Source organism: Bacteroides ovatus (assembly GCF_001314995.1).
GTDB classification, from domain to species: domain Bacteria; phylum Bacteroidota; class Bacteroidia; order Bacteroidales; family Bacteroidaceae; genus Bacteroides; species Bacteroides ovatus.
On the sequence record NZ_CP012938.1, the window covers coordinates 145,898 to 169,420 of the forward strand.

Sequence of the window (23,523 nt, forward strand, 5' to 3'; positions counted from 1 at the left end):
ATATGAAACCATTGTTTAAAATATATTTATACCTCTTTGCAGGTTTGCTCTTTATTGCAGCTTGTAATGATTCGGATGAAGAGGGGATTACTGGTTTCACCATTGATACCCAAGAAGTCACATTAGGTGCTATAGGAGGAATGGAGCCGGTTAAAGTGGCTTCAGGCACCAAATGGGTAGCAAAGGTAAACCAACCTTGGGTGAAGGTGATGCCTGCTAACGGTGTAGGAAGTACTAATTGCGAAATTGTAGTAGATTCTACACTTTCTAATGATGTGCGGCACGCTGTCGTGACATTTGTGCCGGAAGGACAACCGAAACAGGAATTGAAGATACATCAGACCGGATATGGAAAAATGATCGGACTGGATAAATATGAAGTCGAAGTTGCCAACATGGCCAACGATGATAAAAGGTATTTTGATATATCCGTGACTACGAATGTAAAGTTCAAAGTGGAGTATTCACAGGCGATAGGATCTTGGGTTACTACTAATAATAGAACACCTGATGTTTTTTTGGATTATGGAGCTCGTCCCCGTACTCTTAAAATGCGATTCAAATGGGACATGAATACTGACCCGCAAGAGAGAATAGCTTCTATAAAATTCCTTCCGGTAAACGCGGAAGATGAATTGGAAAAAGAAGTGACATTGACTGTAAAGCAGGAAGCTGCACCTGAAATAACAGATGATAGACGAGGTGATTCTATTGCTATTGTCATTGCAAGTACAAAGATGCGCTCAATGATGAATTGGGATGCCAGCGAACGTCTTGACTACTGGTTAGGGGTGACAGTTTGGGAAAGAACAGATAAAGACGTAACACCCGAAAAAATTGGACGTGTACGTTCTGTTGAATTCAGATTGCTGAATACAAAAGAAGTGTTGCCTGTTGAAATCGGTAAAATTAAGTATCTGGAGACATTGGTTATCTATGGCAATACGAACACTAGTTTACTTCCTTCTCCTTATCGTATAGGAAATGCATTGGCTGAATTAAAGTATCTGAAAAATCTGACAATAAGTGCATTGGGCATTACAACTATTGATAAAAATGAATTAAAAGAACCTTGCAAGGTTTTAAGGACTTTGGATGTAAGCGGCAATAATTTTACGAGTATTCCGTATGATTTGACTCCTACTAATTATCCGGAACTACTTAACTTAAGTTTAACGGGGAATCGTCGATATAGTTCAATTACTGATTTGAGTACTGAAACGCGCGACAATCCAGGGTTACGTATAGATGCTTCTTCTTCTTCATTTAAGAATTTATTGAAGTGGGAAAAGCTGAAATCTTTGTCATTATCATATAATTTGATTTATGGTCAACTACCAACATTTATTAATAGCTATAATGGTAGTCTTGAATATGGTGTATCTGCTTACACAGATGAGGATATCCTGAAAAACGATACATTAATGAGTGCTAGCGATGAGGTTAAAGCAAAACTAAAAACAATTCCGAAAATTTTGCCTAATGCCGAATTGTTCTCTATTAACTTGAATTTCTTGACTGGTGATGATTTGCCGGATTGGTTACTCTATCACCCACGTTTTGCACGTTTTGATCCATTCACCTTGATTTATACGCAAGATTCAGGTAAAGATATGAAGGGCAATATTCCTGGCTTTAAGAATGAACCGTCAAACTTGGAATGGTTCTATGAACGTTATCCGAAAGCCAGACCTACATTAACCGATAATTGATTTTTTTAATTATGAAAAGAATATATTTAGTTCTAATAGCTACTATAGCAATCACTTTTGTATCCTGTTCCGATCAGGAGATAGATACAGTGAAACCTGATGCCGGACAAGTAGCTCCTATCATTGATTTACCTGAAGGAGCTACTCAAGGTAGAATATTGGTGAAATTTAAACCGGAAGCGGCATCCTTTTTGGATGCTGCTACCACCCGCTCTGTCGGGGCTGCTTTGACTCGTTCAGGAATTTCGGATATGGATGCCGTTCTGCAGCGAATCGGCACTTCTAAACTGGAACGTATTTTTCCGGTGGACAATCGTACGGAAGAGCGTACTCGCAAGGCGGGATTGAATCTTTGGTATATTATCCATTTTGATAAAGATACGGATTTGGAGCAGGTAGCCAAAGACTTGTCACAAGTAGCAGACGTGGCAAAAGTCCAGTTCACCCGCGCTATTCAGCGTTCTTATGATCCGAATGTGCGGGCAACTGTACTCACCAAGCAGGCAATGACCCGTGTGGTGCATACAACTCGTGCTGTGAATACCGATGCGAACGATCCTTTTTTTAATCTACAATGGGGATGTAAGAATGATGGTTCTATTCTTCAGAATGGAGAAAAAAATGATAAAGGAGATAATGTAGTACCTGCTGTAATGGGTGTTGATGTAAATTGTGGGGAAGCCTGGAAGCTTTGTACGGGTAATCCTTCCATTGTTGTTGCTGTGCTTGATGAAGGTGTGATGTACGACCATCCTGACTTGGAAGGAAATATATGGGTGAATGAGGATGAAACATTTGCTTCAAAGGAAGATGCTGATGGAAATGGTTATGCCGGTGACCGCTATGGCTACAACTTCACAGATGATAAAGGCTATATCTCTTATGACGACCCGAATGATACCGGACATGGGACTCATGTGGCCGGGATTATCAGTGCAGTGAGGAATAATGGTGAAGGTATTAGTGGCATTGCAGGAGGGGATAAAGCCAATAATAGAGGTGGTGTAAAAATCATGAGTTGTCAGGTCTTTTCCGGTTCTAAAGGATGTGACTTGTATCAGGAAGCGAAAGCTGTGAAATATGCAGCAGATAACGGTGCCGTTATTTTGCAGTGTAGTTGGGGATATAATTCGGGGCTTTCCAATCCTATTAGTGGGTATACCCCGGGGTTTACTTCTGATAAAGATTGGGTCGATGCTGCTCCGTTGGAAAAAGAAGCCTTCGATTATTTTCTTCATAATGCCGGTTCGCCAAACGATGTCATAGACGGAGGTATCATTGTATTTGCCGCAGGTAATGAATATGCAGCTATGGCCGGATATCCGGGAGCTTATCCTGATTATATATCTGTAGCCGCTTTGGCTGCCGACGGGACTCCTTCCTGTTACTCCAACTATGCGATGGGCGTTTCTATTGCAGCTCCGGGTGGTGACAGTGATTATCATCAGAGCTCGAAAGGAAAAATATATTCCACATTACCTCCTTCTGCCAATGAAGATGGTGGGGAAAATTCTCATTACGGATATATGGAAGGAACATCGCAGGCTTGTCCACATATTTCGGGAGTAGCGGCATTGGGACTTTCTTATGCAGCTGAATTACATCGTCATTTCCGTGCAGATGAATTCCGTAAAATGATATTGGAGTCTGTCAATCCGGTGGAACCCTATTTTAAAGAAACGAAAGTTTATTGGTACACAAATGCTTCGTTCGGACAAATAGCTGCCGGACAAATGGAGCCTGCCGCTTATGCGGGCAATATGGGAACAGGGTTGATTGATGCCTATAAGCTGTTGAAAGCAGTTGAAGGAGGTGGTGTGGAGATGACTGTACCTAATATGTATGTGGCCGTCGAAGCTACAAGTAAAATCAATTATTCCCGTTATTTCAAAAATGGAGAGAATATGACCTTTACCTGTACAGTTGATGATAACTCAATTGCTACCCTTACGACAGAGAACAACATTACTTTCACTTTGAAAGGCTTGAAAGTTGGTTCTACAAAAGCTACAGTCAAGGCGAGTGACGGCACCAAGCAAGATTTTTTCATCACTGTTCGTAAGAACGATAGTTGGATGTAAACTCTATTATGAAACGATATCTTGCCGAAACCATCGAACTTGGGCTGTTCCTTCTTATTTACCTGTTTCCTGTGCATAGCTTTGCGCAGGAAACAGTCGAACAAGTCTTGCAGTTTGAACATACAGTAATGAATATAGGAACTTTATCAGAAGACGATGATCCGGCAATGTATCATTTTAAATATCATAATGTAAGCAAGAAGCCTATATACCTTTCCAAGTTAACTACTTCCTGTGGTTGTACGGTAGCCAAATATGATAAAAAGGTAGTGCAACCGGGAGAGCAGGGAGAAATCATATTGGTCTTTCATCCAATGGATCAGGCTGGTGATTTGTATAGGGAAGCGTTTGTTTATACCGATCTTTCGAAGGAGCATCCTACAGCTAAGTTGGCACTCGTCGGTAAGGTATTGCCTACCGCTGACCGATGGAGGGACTATCCTGTATATATAGGGAACACATTACGGCTGAAAAGAAAGGATTGGCAAGTCAGGATACTTTCCCGAGAAGGGAGGCAAGTGGAAAGATTTGTATGCGTTAATACAGGGAAACAGCCTTTGAGGTTATCAGCCTTGTTGTTACCGGAATACATTCACTTCCATACAGAACCGGAAATTATTTCTCCGGGAATAGAAGCTGATATGGTTCTTTCTATTGATAAGGGCTTACTACCTCAAAAGAATGAAATTACATTTCATTTTATGTTGGATGGTATTCCTGTCCGGCCTTGCGAAAGGAGAATACAGGTGAAACTATTGTTACAATAATAATTATTATAAAATATGTATATGAAAAATATATTCAAAATGATGTTACTGCTCACTATGGCATTATTTATGTCATGTGGAGACGACGATGAAGTGAAGCTTCCTGATACGAAGGATGTAAATTATGCGAATATTGCAGGGACTTGGCGATTGAGTGAATGGAATGGAGAAAAGATAGACGGTGATACACGATACTATTATATCAAGTTTGACCGGAAAGAGAAAGACGGAAAACGTTCTTATACCATTTATACAAACCTCAACAGTGCTACGTCCCAGCAAATTCCCGGCTCCTTTACTCTGAATAAAGAGGAGGATTACGGAGATGTTATTAGCGGTACTTATTATTACCAGCTTGATACGGACGATGAATGGGAATATTCATATATCGTTTCGGGGTTAACTGATATTTCAATGGTATGGACTGCTAAAGAGGATATGGGGGAAATAAAAGTTTATACTCGATGTGAGGATATACCATCAGATATCTTAACCGGAACACGAACTTCATTCTAATCTTGATACTTTTAGTATCTTTTATAATAAAACCGTTTAAGTCAGTTTCTTGCACTTAAACGGTTTTGTTTTTGTATTAATCTTCAGTAGTACAGATTATATATAAAAAAACGAAGATTTATTTGGAAATAATATTGAAACTCTTTATCTTTGCATTGAATTTATAATTGTAATGAATACAACTTTGAAAGAAAGGGAAGATAATGAAGCCATACGATCGATTATTAGAACATAATATCAAGCCGTCCATGCAGCGTATCGCTATCATGGAATATCTGATGGATAATCCGATTCATCCATCAGCTGATGATATATATACTGCACTATCTCCCTCGATGCCGACACTTTCAAAAACTACGGTTTATAATACATTGAAATTGTTTTCGGAGCAAGGAGCAGCCTTGATGCTTACAATTGATGAGAAGAATACGAACTTTGACGCAGATACTTCCGTACATTCTCATTTTTTGTGCAAGCGTTGTGGACACATTTATGATCTGAAATGCCCGGAAGCCATAAAGAAAGTGGAGAATATAGACATGGATGGTCACCAGGTATCAGAAGTTCATTATTATTATAAAGGTATTTGCAAGAATTGCTTAAGTAAAGATAAAGAAACACGTATTGACTAATTAATTTAAAATTGAGAAGAAAATGAAAAAATTTAGATGTACTGTATGCGGTTACGTTCATGAAGGTGACGCAGCTCCTGAAAAATGCCCATTGTGTAAAGCTCCTGCCAGCAAATTCGTAGAAGTTGTTGAGGTAGAAGGTGGCGCATTGTCTTTTGCTGACGAACACGTTATTGGTGTGGCAAAAGGTTGTGACGAAGAAATGATTAAGGACCTGAACAATCACTTCATGGGAGAATGTACTGAAGTTGGTATGTATTTGGCTATGAGCCGTCAGGCAGACCGTGAAGGTTATCCTGAAGTAGCTGAAGCTTTCAAACGTTACGCTTGGGAAGAAGCTGAACATGCTGCTAAGTTTGCGGAATTGTTGGGCGACTGCGTATGGGATACTAAAACGAACCTGCAGAAACGTAAAGATGCTGAACAAGGTGCATGCGAAGACAAAAAACGTATCGCAACTCGTGCTAAAGCTCTGAATCTGGATGCTATCCATGACACTGTACACGAAATGTGCAAAGACGAAGCTCGTCACGGTAAAGGTTTTGAAGGATTGTACAACCGTTATTTCGGTGATAAGAAATAATTAAGCCTAATAAACTCTTAAAAGGTCTGTATTCTGCAACGAATACAGACCTTTTTTATTTATATTTGTCTATCAATTTTTAAATACCACAGTTATGAGAAAAGTACAACTATTGTTAGTTTGTTTAATGCTTTCGGTGGCTGCTTTTGCTGCTGACAAAGTGATTAAATTGCCGAAGCCTAATTTAAACCGTACCGGTGCGGTGATGAAGGCATTGTCTGAACGACATTCAACTCGCGAGTATGCTTCTAAATCATTGAGTCTGTCGGATCTGTCTGATTTGTTATGGGCTGCTAATGGGATAAACCGTAAGGAATCCGGAATGAGAACAGCTCCGTCGGCGTTGAATAAGCAGGATGTGGATGTATATGTAGTATTACCTGAAGGAAGTTATCTGTATGATGCTAAAAATCATCAGTTGACTCTGGTTGCTGAAGGAGATCATCGTGGAGCAGTAGCCGGTGGACAGGCATTTGTGAAAACAGCTCCGGTGTCCTTGGTGTTAATCAGTGATCTTTCCAGATTTGGAGATGCGAAGAGTGCACGCAGCCAGTTGATGGGGGCTATGGATTCCGGCATCGTTTCTCAAAATATTTCAATATTCTGTTCCGCTGCTAACATAGCAACAGTGCCACGCGCTTCGATGGACAATGAACAATTGAAGAAAGTTTTGAAATTGAAAGATAGCCAAATGCCAATGATGAATCATCCTGTGGGATACTTCAAATAAGGATTGGCAAGATATACAAAAGAGTGACGGTATCCCGCAAGGATACCGTCACTCTTTTCCTATTATAGCGTTACTATCCCGACCGGATAGCGTCACTATATTTTCTTCTTTACTTCAAGAGAAATTCATCAATCGCTTTTTTGTAAGTTGCCTTGTCAGCAGCTCCACGGAAAAGCTGTGGATCTCCTTTCATGGGAATGAATACAAACAATGGAATACTTGTTGCATTAAATAAAGCTGCCAGTTCTTTTTGTTTATCTACATTGACTTTGTAGATGACAATTTTTCCGGCATATTCCTTTGCCAATTCTTTCATGATAGGAGCTGTTTGGCGACATGGTCCGCACCAATCTGCATATAAGTCGATGATGGCGGGCTTATTACCTTTATAATTCCACTCCTTTGATTTCTCATAATCGAAGACGTCTTTCAGAAACATATCTTTGTCCATTACGACGACTTCACCGTTACCTGTTACCTCTTTTTTACCTTGATTAGTTTCCCTACTGTCATTGAATGCGTATACAATTACACTTGCCATGACGAGGGCTACCATTACTAATACTTTCTTCATTCGTTATTATTATCTTTTTATGTATAATGCTTCTCGATAACCCCTTGCAGTTCGCTACTATGGATTATGCCGGAATGTCTCCAGACAGCCTCTCCATTCTTGAACAGTATAAAGGTCGGTACAGCTTGTATGCGATATTTAGTAGCCAGGTCTTCATGCTGGTCAACGTCTATCTTTGCAATACGTGCTTTATCTCCCACAATAAGTTTTAGTTCTTCTAAAACCGGTTTCATTGCTTTGCAAGGTCCACACCATCCTGCAAAGAAATCAACTAAAACGGGCACTGGTGACTGTATTAAATCTTCAAATTTTTCCATAATCTTTTCTTTCTTAGAGTTAAAAAGCAGTCTTTGAAGACCGCAAATATAATTTCTATTTTATTATATAACGAGAAAAAGCTGATTTTGTTCATGAAATAGTAATCATAGAGTCATCATCTTGTAATGTGAAAGAGGGAATTTTGCGTATCTAAAAATAATGGAACTATGAAATTTTTATTTATTGTTCAAGGTGAGGGGAGAGGGCATTTTACACAGGCAATCACTCTCGAAGAAATGTTATTGCGCAATGGGCATGAAGTAGTGGAAGTCTTAGTCGGGAAAAGCTCGACACGTACTTTGCCGGGATTTTTCAATCGGAGTATTCATGCACCGGTGAAGCGATTCATTAGTCCGAACTTTCTGCCTACGGCAGATAATAAACGGGCGAACCTGACGAAAAGCTTTGCATACAATTTATTAAGATTACCGGAGTATCTTCGTAGCATGTATTATATAAATCAGCGGATCAGGGAGACAGGGGCGGAAGTTGTCATCAACTTCTACGAGCTTTTAACCGGACTTACCTATGCACTCTTCCGTCCCTCCGTTCCGTATATTTGTGTTGGGCATCAGTATCTGTTTTTACATCGTGATTTCGAGTTTCCGGATAAAAATTCGTGCCAGTTATGGATGCTGCGTTTCTTTACCCGGATGACCGCTCTAAGATCTTCGAAGAAACTGGCTTTGTCTTTCCTGGAAATGGAACAGGATGATATGAATCAAATAGTGACCGTTCCTCCATTGATTCGTCAGGAAGTGACCGCTATCCGTCCGGAAAAGGGTGATTATATTCATGGATATATGGTTAATTCCGGGTTTGCTGATAGCGTGGAGAGTTTTCATGCGAAACATCCGGAAGTTCCTTTAACTTTTTTCTGGGATAGATCGGATGCTGAAGAGGTGACACGGATTGACGAAACATTGAGTTTCCATCAAATAGATGATGTGAAGTTTCTTAATGCTATGGCGGGTTGTAAGGCTTATGCCAGTACGGCAGGCTTCGAGTCTATTTGCGAAGCAATGTATCTTGGAAAACCTGTATTAATGGTTCCAGCACATATTGAACAAGACTGCAATGCCTATGATGCAATGAAAGCGGGGGCAGGAATAATCAGTGATTCCTTTGATTTGCAGCCGTTGCTTCGTTTTGCAGGAGAATATACTCCGAACCGTCATTTCGTTTATTGGGTTCGTAGCTGTGAACGTCGGATGATCCGTGAACTGGAGAAACTGGCAGCTTCACATTCAGAAATAACTTCAATACCAACATTCACTAATTATTTACCAATATGAAACTAAACAGAACGGATTATGTGCTTGAACGCGCATCAGATGGTGGCTACTATGCCTGGTTGACTGTAAATATGCAATGTAATGCTTATGGGGAATCTCCTGAAGAAGCAGTTCAGAATTTACAGAATATAATGAATGAGATGATTGACGAGATGTATATGGTGGAAGAGTTTATATAAATTGAAAATAGAGAATTAAAAATTGAGAAATATAATGCCAGATGGCATAACTTTTATTTCTCAATTTTTAATTCTCAACTCTCAATTTACTCAATGCTAAGTTCGTCGATGATATGAGAGGCTCCTGCGTATTTATCGATGATAAACAAGGTATAGCGGATGTCAACACAAGCGGCTCGCTGCGATGAAGGACGGAAAGCAATGTCTCCTGTTAAGCCTTCAAAGTTGCGGTCGAAAGCAGTTCCAACCAGCTGACCTTTGCTGTTAAATACTGGGCTGCCGGAGTTTCCTCCTGTATTATCGGTGTTTACGATAAAGCAGACAGGCATTTCACCGTTTTTGCCATAACGTCCATAATCCTGGGATTTATATAACTCTTTTAGCTTTTGAGGCACTACGAATTCCCAGTTTCCCTGATCTTCTTTTTCCATCACACCTTTGAGGGTGGTATGAGCATCATATACCACACCGTCAGCCGGTTCATAAGAAAGCACCTGGCCGTATGTCAATCGTAAAGTAGAGTTCGCATCCGGATAAATCGGCGTTCCTTTTTCCTGTCTCATGTCCATCATGCCTTTCACCCATACTTTATGAGCTGCGTCATAGTTCTGATTGGCTTCTTTCATGGCAATGGCTGTTTTCAGAATTCCGTCGGTAACAGAATATTTGAATAATACCATCCAGTCATATCCTATTTTATACAAACTTGGTTTCTTGATAAACTTCTCAAAGTTTTTAGGATTGCCGAAAATGGACTGTTCGAAACAGGCATCAACGAAGGCGTCAATACTTCCCTTGAAACGAGAATTGATGATTTCGAAGATGTTGATTCGTTGTTCTGCAGGAATGTAGTTGGCATAAGTCTTCAGCATTTCTTTCGCTACCATCCGTTCCACGTCGGGGAAAGGGACAGAAGCAAAATACTTATCACCTTCTTTCTTCAGTTTTAGTTTTGCTTCTTTTATCTGTTCTTTATCTTTCGATTTCAGAGCGGTAACCAATTCTGTCGTGGAAGGGATACGCATAAAATCAAGGGCGGTGACCAATGCTTCATTGATAGCCTGCTGATGATATAGCGCATCGCGTCGGTGAGATACAATAGAGCGAATCTCATCAAAGGCTTTCTGATACGAATCATCTCCCTTTTCACGGCCGCGGGCTAATAGTTCTTCTTGCTGTGCACGTTTGGTATCCAGTACATTGAGGCGTATCAGTCCTTCATTCATGCCGATTGCATTTTTCCAATAATTGGCCGAAGAAGCATATTTGCTTGCATAATGAATACGCACTGCCGGATCTTTCAGCATTTGCTCCATAAGTACTTTCTGACGGGCTCCGCGTACATGCTGGCGCATGAAATTGGTCGTTTGCATCCGTTCTTCCACTTCGTCGGCAATCATATACCGCCAGTTACGTCCGGGGAATCCCATGACAAAGGTGAAATCTCCTTCCTGAACTCCGGCGAGGCTGATCTTCAGATGTTTTTTCACTTGCAGAGGAACGTTGTCTTTAGAATATTCTGCCGGTTTTCCATTCTTGTCCGCGTAAATACGGAAGAGAGAAAAGTCGCCTGTGTGACGAGGCCACATCCAGTTGTCGGTATCAGCTCCGAATTTACCGATGGAAGAAGGAGGAGCCCCTACCATACGAATATCACTGTATACTGTTTTGATGAACAGATAATATTTGTTTCCTCCATAAAAAGCCTTGAGCTCCAACTTTGTTGCAGGAGTTATTTCTATATTCTCGGCTTTGGCAAAACGTTCTGCTACGTTGCCAAGATAACTTGGAGATAGATAATTAACACCATCCGGGTCCGGATCTTTTTTCAGTTGTTCGTTGACGTAATCCGTCACATCGAGAATCCGGTCGATAAAAGTGACGGTTAATCCCGGAGTAGGGAGTTCCGCATCACGGTTCATAGCCCAGAAACCATCTGTCAGATAGTCATGTTCTACATTACTATGTTGCTGGATAGCTCCATAACCACAGTGATGGTTAGTCAGTACCAGTCCTTCGGAAGAGATAACTTCTCCCGTACATCCTCCTCCGAAGTGTACAACAGCGTCTTTTAGAGAAAGACCATTTGCGTTGTATACTTCCTCTATCGGAATTTCGAGGCCAAGTTCGCGCATGGAAACTGCGTTCTGGGTTTTCAGATCGGTTAGCATCCACATGCCTTCGTCGGCGTGGATGCTAAGAGTGGCCAGTGAAAATAGGACAAATAGGATTTGTTTTCTCATTTATTCTACGATTGTCATTTCATTGATTAGGTGTCCGCAGTTTCCTAACTTTTCCAGAATGAACAGGACATAACGGATATCCAGGTTAATACAACGTTGTAGGTTGTTGTCGAAATTGATGTCACCGCTTAATGATTCCCAGTTGCCATCAAAAGCACAACCGATCAGTTCTCCGTTTTCATTCAATACCGGGCTGCCGGAGTTACCACCGGTGATGTCGTTGGTCGACAGGAAGCAGACAGGCATATCACCATTTGGCAAAGCATAACGGCCATAATCTTTCTTTTCAATCAGTTCTTTCAGTTTGGCAGGTACAACGAATTCACGGTCTTCCGGATTTTCTTTTTCAAGAATACCTTTAGTGGTCGTATAGTAGTTGTAGTGTACGCCGTCTTTCGGATCATAAGGTTTCACGTTACCATAGGTCAGACGAATGGTGAAGTTTGCATCCGGATAAGAAGGTACAGGCAACTTCATTTCACCTAGACCACGGATATAAGTTTTGTGCAGCAAAGCTAGTTCCCGATCCATATCCTTGAGTTGGGAAGCCAGTGTATCCATTAAGTCGTATTTAGACTGGCAGTATTGCAGTGCCAGATCATTGTCAATCGCTTTCACTGAAGGCTTCTTTGTAAACTTCTCGAAGTTTGCCCGGTTGGCAAAAATAGAGTTGTCATACATATCATCAACGAATTTGTTATAATCGCCTTTATATTTCTGCTCAATAACCTTATAAATAGAAGGACGTTGGTTTGCCGGAATCATTTCAGCATATAAGGGGAACAAGGCTTTCGCTACCTTGCGGTCTACTTCATGATCGTAATCTTTGTTATGGATGCTTTCGTAAGTGCTTTCCAAGGCTTTCATGCGTGCTTCGATTACAGAATCGTTTTTCTCAAGCAATGCTTCGCGTGTTTTAGTCAACATCACATTGCCAAATTCGATAGCTCCGAAGAAAGTCTCTCTCAAACAGGTGTACTGATAGTTGAGAGGAGTTGTCTTAGCTACCAGGTCATCAATGTTCTTCACTACCGCTGCATATTCAGCATTGTTTTGTGCTTTTGCAAACTCTGCGAATTTGGCTTCTTGTGCAGCTTTTGTTCCCAATACATCATTATCGATGATGGCCTTATTCATGCCGATGGAGTTTTTCCAATAGTTGCTGGAACCCGCATACTTGTTAGCATATTGAATACGGATTTTGTCACTGGCATTCATTACCTCTTTCAGGACAGCCAAACGTGCACCACGAATACGGATACGTGGATCGTTTTCCGATTCCATACATTCTTTTACTTCTGATACGGTCAGGTAGCGGCTCGTACTTCCGGGGAATCCCATAATCATTGCATAATCTCCTTCTTTCAATCCTTTGATAGAGATAGACAAATGTTTCTTGGTTTTCAGTGGGACGTTACTCTCGCTGTATTCTGCAGGTTCACCATTTGCATCTGCATAAATACGGAACATGGAAAAGTCACCGGTATGACGCGGCCACATCCAGTTGTCTGTTTCACCACCAAACTTACCGATAGAAGAGGGTGGAGCGGCTACCATACGTACATCCGGATATATTTTCTTATAGAAAAGATAGAATTTATTTCCGGCATAGAACGGAAGAGCTTGCGGAACAATTCCCTTTTTGTCTGCCAGGTCACTTTTAAAATAAAGATCATGAGCCAGCTTTTGAAGGAATATATTGCTGAATGATTCGGATTCGGTGATTTCTTTCGCCGCGATCTTGGCATTGACAATATCCGTAATATCTTCGATACGTTCGATAAATGTGAATTGCAATCCCGGAGTAGGGAGTTCTTTGTCTTTGGAAGTAGCCCAGAAACCATCAGTCAGATAATCGTGCTCAACACTACTATGTTGCTGGATGGAGGCGTAGCCACAATGGTGATTGGTCAGAATCAAACCTTCGGGTGAGATAATTTCTCCGGTACATCCGCCTCCGAATATACCTACGGCATCTTTAAGAGAAATTCCATTCGGATTATATAGGTCCTGTGCTTCCAGTTTTAATCCTTGTTTTTTCATCATGTCTATGGAGTGTTGCTGTTGCATCAGTTGCAATAGCCACATACCCTCATCCGCTTTAACGGAACATACAAAAAGCGCAGCCAGCGCTAATAGATAAAGTCTTAGTCTGTTCATTATTTAATGATAAAATTAAAATATATGATTGGTTAGTATTCAATTTTCAAATCTCCGTTCTTCAGTGCTTCCATGATATTAGCAGGCGGACGTTGATTCATCAGTTCGTTTTTCATAAAGTCCATATAAGGAGCTACATGCTTAAAGAACTGGTAATAGCCTTTGCATAAGTAATTCAATCCCGGTTCGCCTTCTGCCGTTTGGCTGAAACGATTTTTCGGGCATTCTCCGTTGCAGGCAAACAGGAACTCACATTCCTTGCATTGAGTAGGGAGAGACTGATATTTCATGTTCCCGAAATTGTGCTGACGCTCGCTATGCATCATTTCCACCAGAGTTTTACTATAAATGTTACCTAATTTATATTCGGGAAATACAAAATGGTCGCACGAATAAACATCTCCGTTGAATTCCATCACACCGGCATGACCGCAGGTCTTTGCCATTGTGCATATACCAGGCTGTTCGCCCATCCAGTTCGCCAGAGTCGAATCGAATATTTGTACATAGTACTTGCCTACATCTTCTTTCACCCATTCGTCGAAAAGAGCACAAAGGAAGTTGCCCCATTGCTCCGGAGTGATCGAAAAATCGGCAAGAGTTCCGGCTTTATTTTCTGCAAGAGAAGCGAGGTGACGACCGTCCTCATGTGAGAGAATACGTTCAACGATAGGAGCGAACTGGATATACTGACAACCGATTTCTTTGAAGAAACGATAAAAGTCTAGTGGATAGTCGGCATTGAAGTCATTAATAACTGCCATCGCATTCCATTCCACCCCATGTTTTTTCAAAAGATTGATGCCTTGCATCACTTTCACAAAAGAGGGTTTTCCCATTTTATTTTTGCGATACTCGTCATGAAACTCCTGGGGACCATCGATAGAGACTCCTACCAGCCAATTATTTTCACGGAAGAACTCGCACCATTCGTCGGTGAGCATGGTTCCGTTGGTTTGGATGCAGTTGTCGATCGTTCGTCCGCGGGCATACTTTTTTTGTAGTTCCATCGCCTTTTTATAGAAGGAGAGCGGTCGCATCAGCGTTTCTCCTCCGTGCCAGGTGAAAAGCACCTGCGGCATGGTTTGTGAGTTAATGTACTCGTCGATAAACTTTTCCAGAAGTTCATCGCTCATTACGTGTTTCAGATTGTCTTTGTATAGGTTGGCCTTTTCCAAATAGTAGCAATAATCGCATGCTAGATTACATACGGCACCTACAGGCTTTACCATTACATAAAGCGGTTTGGCAAAAGGGGCAAATGTTGATGTTTTCATGACCGCAAAATTAGATAAACTAAATGAAAAAAATAGCCTTATACCTATGTTTATAAGGATTATTAAAGAAAAGAGTCTTACAAGATTTAAATATTGATAAAATGTTTCTTTGAATTCTGAATCAGTTGTACCTTTGTACCCAGAATTTAATGAATAGATGAACGTGAATAAAATTTTGCCTTTTTTGCTTTTGCTTCCGTTTCTGGCTTCCTGTACCAGTAAGTACAAGATTGAAGGAACATCTTCAGTGAATAGTCTGGATGGAAAGATGCTGTATCTTAAATCTCTGCGTGATGGCGAGTGGGTGAAGCTGGATTCTGCTGAAGTGGTGCATGGTCTGTTTTCAATGAAAGGGAAAATAGATTCCGTACAGATGGTGACGCTTTATATGGATGAAGAAAGCATTATGCCGATCGTTCTAGAAAGTGGAAAAATAACAGTTACTATCAGCAATACGGACTTGAAGGCAGTGGGAACTTCTTTAAATAATGCGTTGTACGAGTTTATCAGCAAAAGAAACCAATTAGAAGAAAGTATCAGCGAACTGGAGCAGAAAGAAACCCGTATGGTATTGGATGGAGGGGATTTGGATGAAATTCACAGTCAGCTGGTGGTGGAAGGTGATTCACTGATGCAAGCGATGAATCAGTATGTGAAAACGTTCATTTCCGACAATTACGAAAATGTATTGGGACCCAGTGTATTTATGATGCTTTGCAGCTCTTTGCCCTATCCTATTATGACTCCGCAGATAGATGATATTATAAAGGATGCTCCTTACTCTTTTAAAGATAATAAGCTGGTAAGAGAATTCCTGTCTAAAGCAAGAGAAAACATGAAGTTGATAGAAGAACATCAACGATTGGAACAAAATGCTTCAACAAATAAGTAATACTTGAGTTTTTTGTGTATTTTTGCACAAAACTCAAGTAAAGTGAAAACGACTACTGTTTCGGTATACGCCGCTTTCTTTTTTATTTTAGTCTTATCAGTTTCTTGTCATAGAGATTCGGAGGCCCCTGATGCGGCATTCCAGAGGATTGAAATGTGCATGGAATCTCTTCCGGATACAGCTCTGTATCTATTAAAGTCAATACCTCATACTGAAAAATTGCGTGGAAAGTTGCAGGCGGATTATGCACTTTTATTGACGCAGGCGATGGATCAGAACTATGTGAAGTTTACTTCTGACTCATTGATTGCACTGGCGCTGAATTACTATACTGTAGAGCGTGGTGACTCTGTTACGCGTGCTAAAGCGCAGTATTATTATGGAAGAGTGCTGCGTGAATTGGGCAAAGATGAAGAGGCTTTGACGTTTTTATCTTCGGCAAAAGGAAATGTTCGGGAATATTCAATGTTGTAAGATGTTTGCAATGGCTACTGATGAGATAGGGATGATTAACCGGAAAAAGAAATTGTATCAGGAGTCGTTGAAGAATTTTCGGGAGTCATATACGATCTATGAAGAGTTGAAAGATTCTTTGAGTCTTGTCAGAGCCGGGCAAAATATAGGCCGGGCTTATTTGTTTCAGAATAAATGGGATAGCTGCTATTTCTATTATACTTACGCTTTAGAACTAGCCAGGGAAAAGCAATATCCGTCTGAAGTTTCCATTTTACATGAGTTGGGGATACTGTACCGTTCCATGGGAGAACTGAAAAAGTCAGAACGCTATTTTCTTGCTGCTTATGAAAAAGAAACGGATGAAGAAAGGAAATACGTGGAGTGTATGTCTCTCGGCTATTTGTATATACAGATGGGCGATGCAGAGAATGCCCGGAAATATTTTAAGATGAGTATCTATTCTTCTAAAGAATATACCCGTATTGACGCATATAACAATTTATACTTTCTTGAAAAAGATATTGATAATTTTGAAGAAGCGATTATCTACCATGAAAAAGCGGACTCTATCGTGAATGTATTGGATGAAGTCGATTCGCAGGAGTTGATAACAGAACTGCAAAAGCAGTACGAGAACGAGAAACTCCGGAATGATAATCTACAACTGAAAGTGGACCGTACAGTTTTTATATTTTGCGGTACGGTTATTTTCCTGATTGTGGCCTTCTATATGTGTTATTACTACTACAAAAGTAAAAATCACAGGAAGAAGATTGCCGAAATCGAATCCCAGATTAGAGATAATGAAGAGGAGATAAAGCGATACCAGCAGGAGATGGAAGAAATCCAGGAGTTGAAAGATCAAGTACTGGAAGAGAACCGCATACTGGAAGAAAATCGAATGAAGGTAGGCGAGTTGAATGGAAAGATTGTACTTCTAAGTATGCAGAACAAAACCTTATCGGGACTGTTGAAAGAACTGGGAGGAGAATTAACTGTCGGACCCTCTTCTGAACAGTACATATCCGCTTTTCGTCTGCTGCTTGCTATCAAAGAGGGAACATTAAGAGGTAAATTGTCTAATGGAGAACGCTATAAATTGTTTAGCCTGTTTGATTTACTCTATTCTAATTACGTTACCCGGTTGCTTGACAAAACTCCTTTATTAACTAAACATGATCTTGAGATCTGTTGCTTTCTTAAATTTGGACTGACCAATGAAGAACTGGCGCGTATTTTTCAGACCTCTTCCGATTCTGTTACCAAAGCAAAAGGAAGGCTGAAAGGTCGATTAGGCATTTCTCCACAAGAAGATTTGAATGTGTTTTTAAGGGATTTTTGATAAATAAAAAATGAATTGTCCGGGTCATTAATAGAACGCTAATCTGTATTTGATTGAAATGTAAGTGTTTACGAAAAATCAGGCGCACTGATTTTGTCCGGGTGACTTTTTTTGTGTTTTCGGATGCATGCTGTACTTTTGACACAACAAAAACCAAATAGCTATATGAAAAATCCTAATGAATTATCTGCCGCCTCTTCTTTGAGAGGTGACGAATTGCAGTTAATAGAACAAAAAGCCAGCATTGTTGTCGGAATAGCAAATTCTCGCACCAGGTTACGGATAGGAATTCTATTAAGTAAATATTCAGAGTATCAGGTGGATTATATATCCTCCGAGAGTGAGATCGGTAAACTGATTGAAGAAGCCGACTTGATTATTGGTGCGGGGATTACCGCTTACGAAGGGGTATTGCGCCGAAAGCCGGTGATTGTAGTGGGTGATTATGGCTTGGGAGGTCTGGTTACTCCGGATACATTCCGCAAGCATTATAACAATCGGTTTAGAGGGAAGATTAATGGTGTCAGAAATGAATCTTTCTCATTAGAGAATTTAGAAAAGGAAATTTATAAAAGTTTTAATTTGACTTTTCAAGAATTACAAATGATGTCAAACCAAACCATAACCTTGCAAAACATCTAAATATCTGAATTTCTTAATTTAATAGTTTGATGCATAAAACTGGTTAGGAATATGGGGGTGCGTGAGCATCCCCATATTTATATAAGATTATGTACTGACTATCGGTCTTGATCTTCGTTTTTCACCATTCCCTTGTATTGTTCCGGCAGGGCGCTTTCAACCGCAGCGTAGGCCTCTGCCATGGTTGCCTTGATATTTTCCATTCCTTTCCCTTTGGGAGGAATAGGCTCGTGAATAGTCAGAATCATGCGATGACGGTGTATCCATTTGCCTGTGCGTGGCAGAATCTCGAATGAGCCGTCAATGGTGACGGGTACAACCGCCAACTGTAAATCATCAGCCAACTGGAAAGCGCCTTTCTTAAAGTATCCCATGTGTCCTGTAAATGTACGCGCTCCTTCAGGAAAGACTACGAGAGAAACCCCGTCTTTCAATGAGTCTTTTGCCTGCCGGATTGTTTCCAATACTTTTTTAGGACCAGATCTGTCTACAAAGATATGTCCTGCACTTTCACAGGCTTTTCCTACAAACGGCAGTTTGCGCAGGCTTTTTTTCATCATCCACTTAAAGTTTCTTCCGATGAAGCCGTAAATAAGGAAAATATCAAATGAACCCTGATGGTTAGGTACGAAAATATAGGAAGTCTTGTCATGCAACTTTTCACGTCCCTCAATCTTCACGGGAATCAATAGAAACAGACAAATTAATTGTGACCAAATCTTCCCCGGATAATATCCCCAGATGTGGGCTCCTCCCAAGAGAGAACCTACAATAGTGACGATTGCCGTGAGGATGGTCAACACTAATAAAATAGGCAAAGCGATGCAAATCTGATAAATATAATACAGTATCTTCATAGGGTTGGATTTTTATCCTGCAAATATACATGATTATTGGTAAAAAAGAGAGGCAGATGTGATATAATCTTTTTGATTGTGTTATTTTTGCCTCTTGTTATTAGAGATAGTTACAAAATTATGATACGTATATTACATACTGCCGACTGGCATCTGGGACAAACCTTTTTTGGTTATGATCGCACGGAAGAACATGGAGTATTCCTGAATTGGCTGGCAGAAGAAATTCGTCAGAAAGAGATTGATGCATTGATTATAGCCGGAGATGTTTTTGATGTTTCCAACCCTTCCGCAGCATCCCAAAGCATGTATTATCAGTTTATTTATCGGGTGACAGCAGAGAATCCGTATTTGCAGATTGTCATTGTTGCCGGCAATCATGATTCGGCAGCACGCCTGGAGGCTCCTTTGCCTCTGTTGCAAGCTATGCGGACGGAAGTCAGAGGGGTAGTTCGCAAGCTCGAAGGCGGAGAAATCGATTATGACCATTTGACTGTGGAACTGAAGAACCGGAAAGGGGAAGTGGAATTGCTTTGCATGGCAGTTCCTTTTCTGCGTCAGGGAGATTATCCGGCCGTGCAAACGGAAGGCAATCCGTATGCGGAGGGAGTTCGCGAACTTTATGCACAACTTTTGCAAAGGCTATGGAAGCGAAGGACGGAGAATCAGGCGATTCTTGCCATCGGTCATTTGCAGGCTACAGGATCGGAAATTGCAGAGAAGGATTATAGCGAGCGTACCGTGATTGGTGGGCTGGAGTGCGTATCTCCGGAAACTTTTTCCGAACAGATAGCTTATACGGCATTGGGACATATACATAAAGCGCAGCGAGTGTCCGGAAGAGAGAATGTGCGGTATGCCGGAAGTCCCATTCCGATGTCTTTTGCCGAGAAACATTATCATCATGGAGTCGTGATGGTGACTTTCGACGGAGGTTGTGCGGTGGACATTGAACGGTTGGAATGCCCGAAATTAATACCTTTGTTGAGTGTCCCGAACGGAGAACCTGTTTCACCGGAAGCCGTCTTGGAAGCCTTGAAGGAACTACCCGAGACAGAAGCCGTAGCCCCATATCTGGAAGTAAAGGTATTGTTGGAGGAACCGGAACCCATGCTTCGGCAGGAGATTGAAGATGCACTGGCAGATAAAAACTATCGGTTGGCGCGTATTGTTTCTACCTATCGCACTGAAACTGGAAATACGACGAAAGAAAATGAAAACTGGAAGAGGGGGTTGCAGGAAATGTCTCCCTTGCAGATTGCACAGTCTGCCTTTGAGAAGATTTATCAGGTGGAAATGCCTGTAGAACTGACAGGTTTGTTTGAAGAGGCCTATTTGGCTGCTACCCGTAAAGAAGAGGAGGAAGAAGAATGAAAATACTAGCTATACGATTGAAGAATCTGACCTCGATAGAAGGAACGGTAGAAGTGGATTTTATGGCAGAACCATTACATTCTGCAGGTATCTTTGCCATTTCAGGACCTACCGGTGCAGGTAAGTCTACTTTATTAGATGCCTTATGCCTGGCATTGTATGATAAGGCTCCCCGCTTTGCTACTTCAGTGGAAAATGTGAACCTGGCAGATGTGGGAGACAATCAGATTAATCAGTCTGATGTTAGAAATTTGCTGCGCCGGGGGACAAGTGATGGTTATGCGGAAGTCGATTTTTTAGGTATTGACGGACGGCGTTACCGTTCTCGTTGGTCGGTGAGGCGGACAAGAAACAAGATAAACGGTTCTTTGCAGCCACAAACGCTGGAAGTGAAAGAACTGGATACGGAGAAAGAATTTCAAGGTACCAAGAAAGAGTTGTTGATTCAGTTGGTGGAGTTGGTTGGCCTGACGTATGAACAGTTCACCCGTACAGTATTATTGGCACAAAATGATTTTGCTACATTTCTGAAATCAAAAGGGGCGGCAAAAGCAGAATTACTGGAGAAGTTGACAGGAACCGGTGTGTATTCCCGGATTTCTCAAGAGGTCTATGCCCGGAATAAGGCGGCACAAGAAGAGGTGACCTTGATTCAGAATCGGATGAATGTGATCGAATTGATGCCGGAAGAAGAGCTGCTTGCTCTGCAAAAAGAGAAAGAACTATCGACTGAAAAGCGTGCGGCAGGGATTAAACTGCTGGCAGAACAGAATGAACAACTGAATGTGGTTCGTTCATTAAAAATACAGGAAGAACTTTGTAAGAAAAAGCAGCAGGAAGAACAGGAGGAACAGGCTAGGGAGAAAGTTCTGCAGGGTGCATTGACTTCCCAAGAGGAAGGATTGGTGCATTTTAAGGCACAATGGGAGGCCATACAGCCGGACTTGAAGAAAGCACGTCAATTGGATGTACAGATACAGTCTCAACAAAGCAGCTATATACAGTCGCAGCAGATTTTACAAGCGGCTAACAGGCAGGTGGCGGAGCAGGAACAAAAAATGCGAGTGGCTGCGGAACAATTACAGGTGTCTTATTCTTCTCTGAACCGCTTATTAAGCCATGTAGGGATAGAAGAAGCACTGCAACTTGAACAGGTGGAAGAGATTCTACGGCAAGAAGAAAACAAACTGGCTGCCGCTACAAGTACGAATGAGGAACGTTTGTTGCGCTTAAATTCTTTCGGATATCCGTTATTGGCCGAAGAACAGGTGAAGTTGCAAAAAGAGTTGACTCGTCAGCAGAATATCCGGCAATTAACGGAAACGCAGACGAAAGCAAAGACGGAAATAGAAAGACTGGAGAAAGAAGTGGCCAATTGTCTGAAACAATTGACGGAGCAAGAAACTGCATTGAAAGTTACTCAACGTCTTTACGAAAATGCACGTATGGCAGTGGGAAAAGATGTGAAAGCATTGCGCCGGCAATTACAGGAAGGGGAGGCTTGTCCGGTTTGCGGTAGCACAGCGCATCCTTATCATCAGGAACAGGAGGTGGTAGATACTCTTTTCCGGAGTATAGAGCAGGAGTATAATGTAGCATCAACCAACTATCAGCAGATGAATAACCGGAGCATTGCTCTGCAACGTGATTTGGCGCATCAAAAAACGGTGGACGGACAGATCGCGGAACAGTTGGCAGCATTATATAAAGCAGGGATTGAAGCCGGAAACGAAGAGCAAATACAACACCGTTTGGCGGAACTGGCAATACGTATTTTGGAATATCGCAATCTTTATGCAGAATGGCAGCGCAGCGATGAAGAAATTAAAAAGATGCGTGCACATTGTGAAGCCCTCCGTGAGAATGTTTCTCTCTGTCGTTTGGCTATGCAGAAAGTATCGTCTGCCAAAGAACAGCTGGTAATCTTACAGAATGCTGCTTCGGCCGAACTAAAGAGATTTGAAGTGATAGAGAAAGCGCTGAATGTGCTTCGTCAGGAACGTTCGCAGCTATTGAAAGGAAAAAGTGCGGATGAAGCGGAAGCTGCCGTAGCAAAAAGAGAGAAAGAACTGAATCTCGCTTTGGAGAAAGCACGTAAAGAAGTAGAGGCGGTACACAACCGGCTTTCCGGTTTGCAAGGAGAGATGAAGCAAATTGCACTGGCTATAGGAGAGTTGCAGGAACAGTATAAAAAGATAGAGTCTCCCGAACTGCTTCCCGAAATAATAAAGAAGCAACAGGAAGAAAACCTGAATATAGAACGTGCCCTTTCTACTATGGAAGCCCGCCTGCTACAACAAGCAAAGAATAAACTGACTGTGGAACAGATTGCGAAGGAACTGGCAGAGAAACAAACTGTTGCCGAACGTTGGGCAAAATTGAATAAACTGATTGGCAGTGCGGATGGAGCGAAATTTAAAGTGATTGCTCAAAGTTATACTTTGAATTTGTTGTTGCTTCATGCCAATAAACATTTATCCTATCTCTCTAAACGCTATAAGCTGCAACAGGTACCCGATACGTTGGCACTTCAGGTAATAGATTGCGATATGTGTGATGAAATACGGACCGTGTACTCTCTTTCAGGAGGTGAATCGTTCCTGATTTCTTTGGCACTGGCTTTAGGTTTGTCTTCCTTGTCAAGTAATAATCTGAAAGTTGAATCTCTTTTTATTGATGAAGGTTTCGGCTCTTTGGATGCGGAAAGTTTGCGTACAGCGATGGAAGCATTGGAACAATTACAGATGCAGGGGCGGAAAATAGGAGTAATCTCTCATGTGCAGGAGATGAGTGAACGGATTTCTGTTCAGGTGCAGGTACATAAGAAAGTGAATGGAAAAAGTGTGCTTACCGTGGTGGGGTAAGCACACTCCTTACTACTTAGTATGAATTA

21 protein-coding genes are annotated in these 23,523 nt (G+C 41.4%); 15 read left to right on the plus strand and 6 right to left on the minus strand.

The window, feature by feature from the left end; genetic code table 11:
• Positions 1-2 precede the first annotated feature (2 nt).
• From Bovatus_RS00510 to Bovatus_RS00540, 7 genes are all read left to right on the plus strand, one after another.
• Positions 3-1,712: a BACON domain-containing protein gene (locus Bovatus_RS00510; protein WP_004319524.1), complete on the plus strand. Its 1,710-nt coding sequence runs from the start codon at positions 3-5 to the stop codon at positions 1,710-1,712.
• A gap of 11 nt (positions 1,713-1,723) precedes the next feature.
• The gene (locus Bovatus_RS00515; protein WP_004297328.1) at positions 1,724-3,793 is read left to right on the plus strand and encodes a S8 family peptidase; all 2,070 of its coding nucleotides are present in this window, start codon (positions 1,724-1,726) and stop codon (positions 3,791-3,793) included.
• Positions 3,794-3,801: 8 nt separating this feature from the next.
• The gene (locus tag Bovatus_RS00520) at positions 3,802-4,560 is read left to right on the plus strand and encodes a DUF1573 domain-containing protein (protein WP_004297329.1); all 759 of its coding nucleotides are present in this window, start codon (positions 3,802-3,804) and stop codon (positions 4,558-4,560) included.
• Between the two features lie 21 nt (positions 4,561-4,581).
• Entirely contained in the window at positions 4,582-5,076 is a 495-nt protein-coding gene (locus Bovatus_RS00525; RefSeq protein ID WP_224440799.1) for a lipocalin family protein, read from the plus strand.
• A 203-nt stretch (positions 5,077-5,279) separates the two neighbouring features.
• On the plus strand, positions 5,280-5,708 hold the full coding sequence (locus tag Bovatus_RS00530; RefSeq protein WP_004297332.1) for a Fur family transcriptional regulator: 429 nt from the start codon (positions 5,280-5,282) through the stop codon (positions 5,706-5,708).
• 22 nt (positions 5,709-5,730) lie between these two features.
• Positions 5,731-6,291 carry an NADH peroxidase gene (locus Bovatus_RS00535; protein WP_004297333.1) on the plus strand — a complete coding sequence of 187 codons (561 nt, stop codon included), beginning with the start codon at positions 5,731-5,733 and terminating at the stop codon, positions 6,289-6,291.
• 94 nt (positions 6,292-6,385) lie between these two features.
• Positions 6,386-7,021 carry a SagB/ThcOx family dehydrogenase gene (locus tag Bovatus_RS00540; RefSeq protein ID WP_004306006.1) on the plus strand — a complete coding sequence of 212 codons (636 nt, stop codon included), beginning with the start codon at positions 6,386-6,388 and terminating at the stop codon, positions 7,019-7,021.
• A gap of 109 nt (positions 7,022-7,130) precedes the next feature.
• On the opposite strand, the gene Bovatus_RS00545 is transcribed toward Bovatus_RS00540, so the two are convergent.
• Together Bovatus_RS00545 and trxA are read right to left on the minus strand one after the other, a co-directional pair.
• Positions 7,131-7,595 carry a thioredoxin domain-containing protein gene (locus Bovatus_RS00545; protein ID WP_004297335.1) on the minus strand — a complete coding sequence of 155 codons (465 nt, stop codon included), beginning with the start codon at positions 7,593-7,595 and terminating at the stop codon, positions 7,131-7,133.
• Positions 7,596-7,612: 17 nt separating this feature from the next.
• Positions 7,613-7,912, minus strand: coding sequence for a thioredoxin (gene trxA, locus Bovatus_RS00550; RefSeq protein ID WP_004297336.1), 300 nt, complete (start codon positions 7,910-7,912; stop codon positions 7,613-7,615).
• Between the two features lie 168 nt (positions 7,913-8,080).
• Here trxA and Bovatus_RS00555 point away from each other — a divergent pair, with 168 nt between their 5' ends.
• Positions 8,081-9,208, plus strand: coding sequence for a glycosyltransferase family protein (locus Bovatus_RS00555; RefSeq protein ID WP_004297338.1), 1,128 nt, complete (start codon positions 8,081-8,083; stop codon positions 9,206-9,208).
• Positions 9,205-9,387, plus strand: coding sequence for a type II toxin-antitoxin system HicB family antitoxin (locus Bovatus_RS00560; RefSeq protein ID WP_004297339.1), 183 nt, complete (start codon positions 9,205-9,207; stop codon positions 9,385-9,387). The genes Bovatus_RS00555 and Bovatus_RS00560 overlap by 4 nt, the downstream gene beginning before the upstream one ends.
• 86 nt (positions 9,388-9,473) lie before the next feature.
• Here Bovatus_RS00560 and Bovatus_RS00565 read toward each other — a convergent pair whose 3' ends face one another.
• From Bovatus_RS00565 to Bovatus_RS00575, 3 genes are read right to left on the minus strand one after another with little or no spacing between them, the layout of a single operon-like run.
• Positions 9,474-11,630, minus strand: coding sequence for a S46 family peptidase (locus tag Bovatus_RS00565; protein WP_004297340.1), 2,157 nt, complete (start codon positions 11,628-11,630; stop codon positions 9,474-9,476).
• Positions 11,631-13,790, minus strand: coding sequence for a S46 family peptidase (locus Bovatus_RS00570; protein ID WP_004297341.1), 2,160 nt, complete (start codon positions 13,788-13,790; stop codon positions 11,631-11,633).
• Between the two features lie 32 nt (positions 13,791-13,822).
• Entirely contained in the window at positions 13,823-15,067 is a 1,245-nt protein-coding gene (locus Bovatus_RS00575) for an anaerobic sulfatase-maturation protein (protein ID WP_004297342.1), read from the minus strand.
• Positions 15,068-15,224: 157 nt separating this feature from the next.
• On the opposite strand from Bovatus_RS00575, the gene Bovatus_RS00580 reads away from it, so the two are divergent.
• The 4 genes from Bovatus_RS00580 (at position 15,225) to Bovatus_RS00595 (ending at position 18,399) form a co-directional block, all read left to right on the plus strand.
• On the plus strand, positions 15,225-15,959 hold the full coding sequence (locus Bovatus_RS00580) for a DUF4369 domain-containing protein (RefSeq protein ID WP_004297344.1): 735 nt from the start codon (positions 15,225-15,227) through the stop codon (positions 15,957-15,959).
• A 159-nt stretch (positions 15,960-16,118) separates the two neighbouring features.
• Entirely contained in the window at positions 16,119-16,433 is a 315-nt protein-coding gene (locus Bovatus_RS00585; RefSeq protein WP_004312028.1) for a hypothetical protein, read from the plus strand.
• Complete coding sequence (locus Bovatus_RS00590) at positions 16,408-17,757, plus strand: hypothetical protein (protein ID WP_004297347.1); 1,350 nt, start codon at positions 16,408-16,410, stop codon at positions 17,755-17,757. The genes Bovatus_RS00585 and Bovatus_RS00590 overlap by 26 nt, the downstream gene beginning before the upstream one ends.
• A 165-nt stretch (positions 17,758-17,922) precedes the next feature.
• The gene (locus Bovatus_RS00595; RefSeq protein WP_004306016.1) at positions 17,923-18,399 is read left to right on the plus strand and encodes a hypothetical protein; all 477 of its coding nucleotides are present in this window, start codon (positions 17,923-17,925) and stop codon (positions 18,397-18,399) included.
• A gap of 98 nt (positions 18,400-18,497) precedes the next feature.
• On the opposite strand, the gene Bovatus_RS00600 is transcribed toward Bovatus_RS00595, so the two are convergent.
• On the minus strand, positions 18,498-19,256 hold the full coding sequence (locus Bovatus_RS00600) for a lysophospholipid acyltransferase family protein (RefSeq protein ID WP_004297350.1): 759 nt from the start codon (positions 19,254-19,256) through the stop codon (positions 18,498-18,500).
• A 120-nt stretch (positions 19,257-19,376) separates the two neighbouring features.
• Between Bovatus_RS00600 and Bovatus_RS00605 the strand changes: the two genes are divergently transcribed.
• Positions 19,377-20,630 carry an exonuclease SbcCD subunit D gene (locus Bovatus_RS00605; protein WP_004297351.1) on the plus strand — a complete coding sequence of 418 codons (1,254 nt, stop codon included), beginning with the start codon at positions 19,377-19,379 and terminating at the stop codon, positions 20,628-20,630.
• A complete protein-coding gene (locus Bovatus_RS00610) occupies positions 20,627-23,494 on the plus strand; it encodes an AAA family ATPase (protein WP_004297352.1) in 2,868 nt (955 codons plus the stop codon). The genes Bovatus_RS00605 and Bovatus_RS00610 overlap by 4 nt, the downstream gene beginning before the upstream one ends.
• The last annotated feature ends 29 nt before the right edge of the window (positions 23,495-23,523 follow it).

What these genes read in the sequence shown, in the direction of transcription:
- Bovatus_RS00590 (WP_004297347.1), top strand. Translation starts at nt 16,408, where the DNA reads ATGTTCGGGAATATTCAATGTTGTAAGATGTTTGCAATGGCTACTGAT.
- Bovatus_RS00535 (WP_004297333.1), top strand. Translation starts at nt 5,731, where the DNA reads ATGAAAAAATTTAGATGTACTGTATGCGGTTACGTTCATGAAGGTGAC.
- Bovatus_RS00525 (WP_224440799.1), top strand. Translation starts at nt 4,582, where the DNA reads ATGAAAAATATATTCAAAATGATGTTACTGCTCACTATGGCATTATTT.
- Bovatus_RS00510 (WP_004319524.1), top strand. Translation starts at nt 3, where the DNA reads ATGAAACCATTGTTTAAAATATATTTATACCTCTTTGCAGGTTTGCTC.
- Bovatus_RS00515 (WP_004297328.1), top strand. Translation starts at nt 1,724, where the DNA reads ATGAAAAGAATATATTTAGTTCTAATAGCTACTATAGCAATCACTTTT.
- Bovatus_RS00595 (WP_004306016.1), top strand. Translation starts at nt 17,923, where the DNA reads ATGAAAAATCCTAATGAATTATCTGCCGCCTCTTCTTTGAGAGGTGAC.
- Bovatus_RS00560 (WP_004297339.1), top strand. Translation starts at nt 9,205, where the DNA reads ATGAAACTAAACAGAACGGATTATGTGCTTGAACGCGCATCAGATGGT.
- Bovatus_RS00565 (WP_004297340.1), bottom strand. Translation starts at nt 11,630, where the DNA reads ATGAGAAAACAAATCCTATTTGTCCTATTTTCACTGGCCACTCTTAGC.
- Bovatus_RS00540 (WP_004306006.1), top strand. Translation starts at nt 6,386, where the DNA reads ATGAGAAAAGTACAACTATTGTTAGTTTGTTTAATGCTTTCGGTGGCT.
- Bovatus_RS00545 (WP_004297335.1), bottom strand. Translation starts at nt 7,595, where the DNA reads ATGAAGAAAGTATTAGTAATGGTAGCCCTCGTCATGGCAAGTGTAATT.
- Bovatus_RS00605 (WP_004297351.1), top strand. Translation starts at nt 19,377, where the DNA reads ATGATACGTATATTACATACTGCCGACTGGCATCTGGGACAAACCTTT.
- Bovatus_RS00610 (WP_004297352.1), top strand. Translation starts at nt 20,627, where the DNA reads ATGAAAATACTAGCTATACGATTGAAGAATCTGACCTCGATAGAAGGA.
- Bovatus_RS00585 (WP_004312028.1), top strand. Translation starts at nt 16,119, where the DNA reads ATGGAATCTCTTCCGGATACAGCTCTGTATCTATTAAAGTCAATACCT.
- trxA (WP_004297336.1), bottom strand. Translation starts at nt 7,912, where the DNA reads ATGGAAAAATTTGAAGATTTAATACAGTCACCAGTGCCCGTTTTAGTT.
- Bovatus_RS00530 (WP_004297332.1), top strand. Translation starts at nt 5,280, where the DNA reads ATGAAGCCATACGATCGATTATTAGAACATAATATCAAGCCGTCCATG.
- Bovatus_RS00570 (WP_004297341.1), bottom strand. Translation starts at nt 13,790, where the DNA reads ATGAACAGACTAAGACTTTATCTATTAGCGCTGGCTGCGCTTTTTGTA.
- Bovatus_RS00520 (WP_004297329.1), top strand. Translation starts at nt 3,802, where the DNA reads ATGAAACGATATCTTGCCGAAACCATCGAACTTGGGCTGTTCCTTCTT.
- Bovatus_RS00580 (WP_004297344.1), top strand. Translation starts at nt 15,225, where the DNA reads ATGAACGTGAATAAAATTTTGCCTTTTTTGCTTTTGCTTCCGTTTCTG.
- Bovatus_RS00600 (WP_004297350.1), bottom strand. Translation starts at nt 19,256, where the DNA reads ATGAAGATACTGTATTATATTTATCAGATTTGCATCGCTTTGCCTATT.
- Bovatus_RS00575 (WP_004297342.1), bottom strand. Translation starts at nt 15,067, where the DNA reads ATGAAAACATCAACATTTGCCCCTTTTGCCAAACCGCTTTATGTAATG.
- Bovatus_RS00555 (WP_004297338.1), top strand. Translation starts at nt 8,081, where the DNA reads ATGAAATTTTTATTTATTGTTCAAGGTGAGGGGAGAGGGCATTTTACA.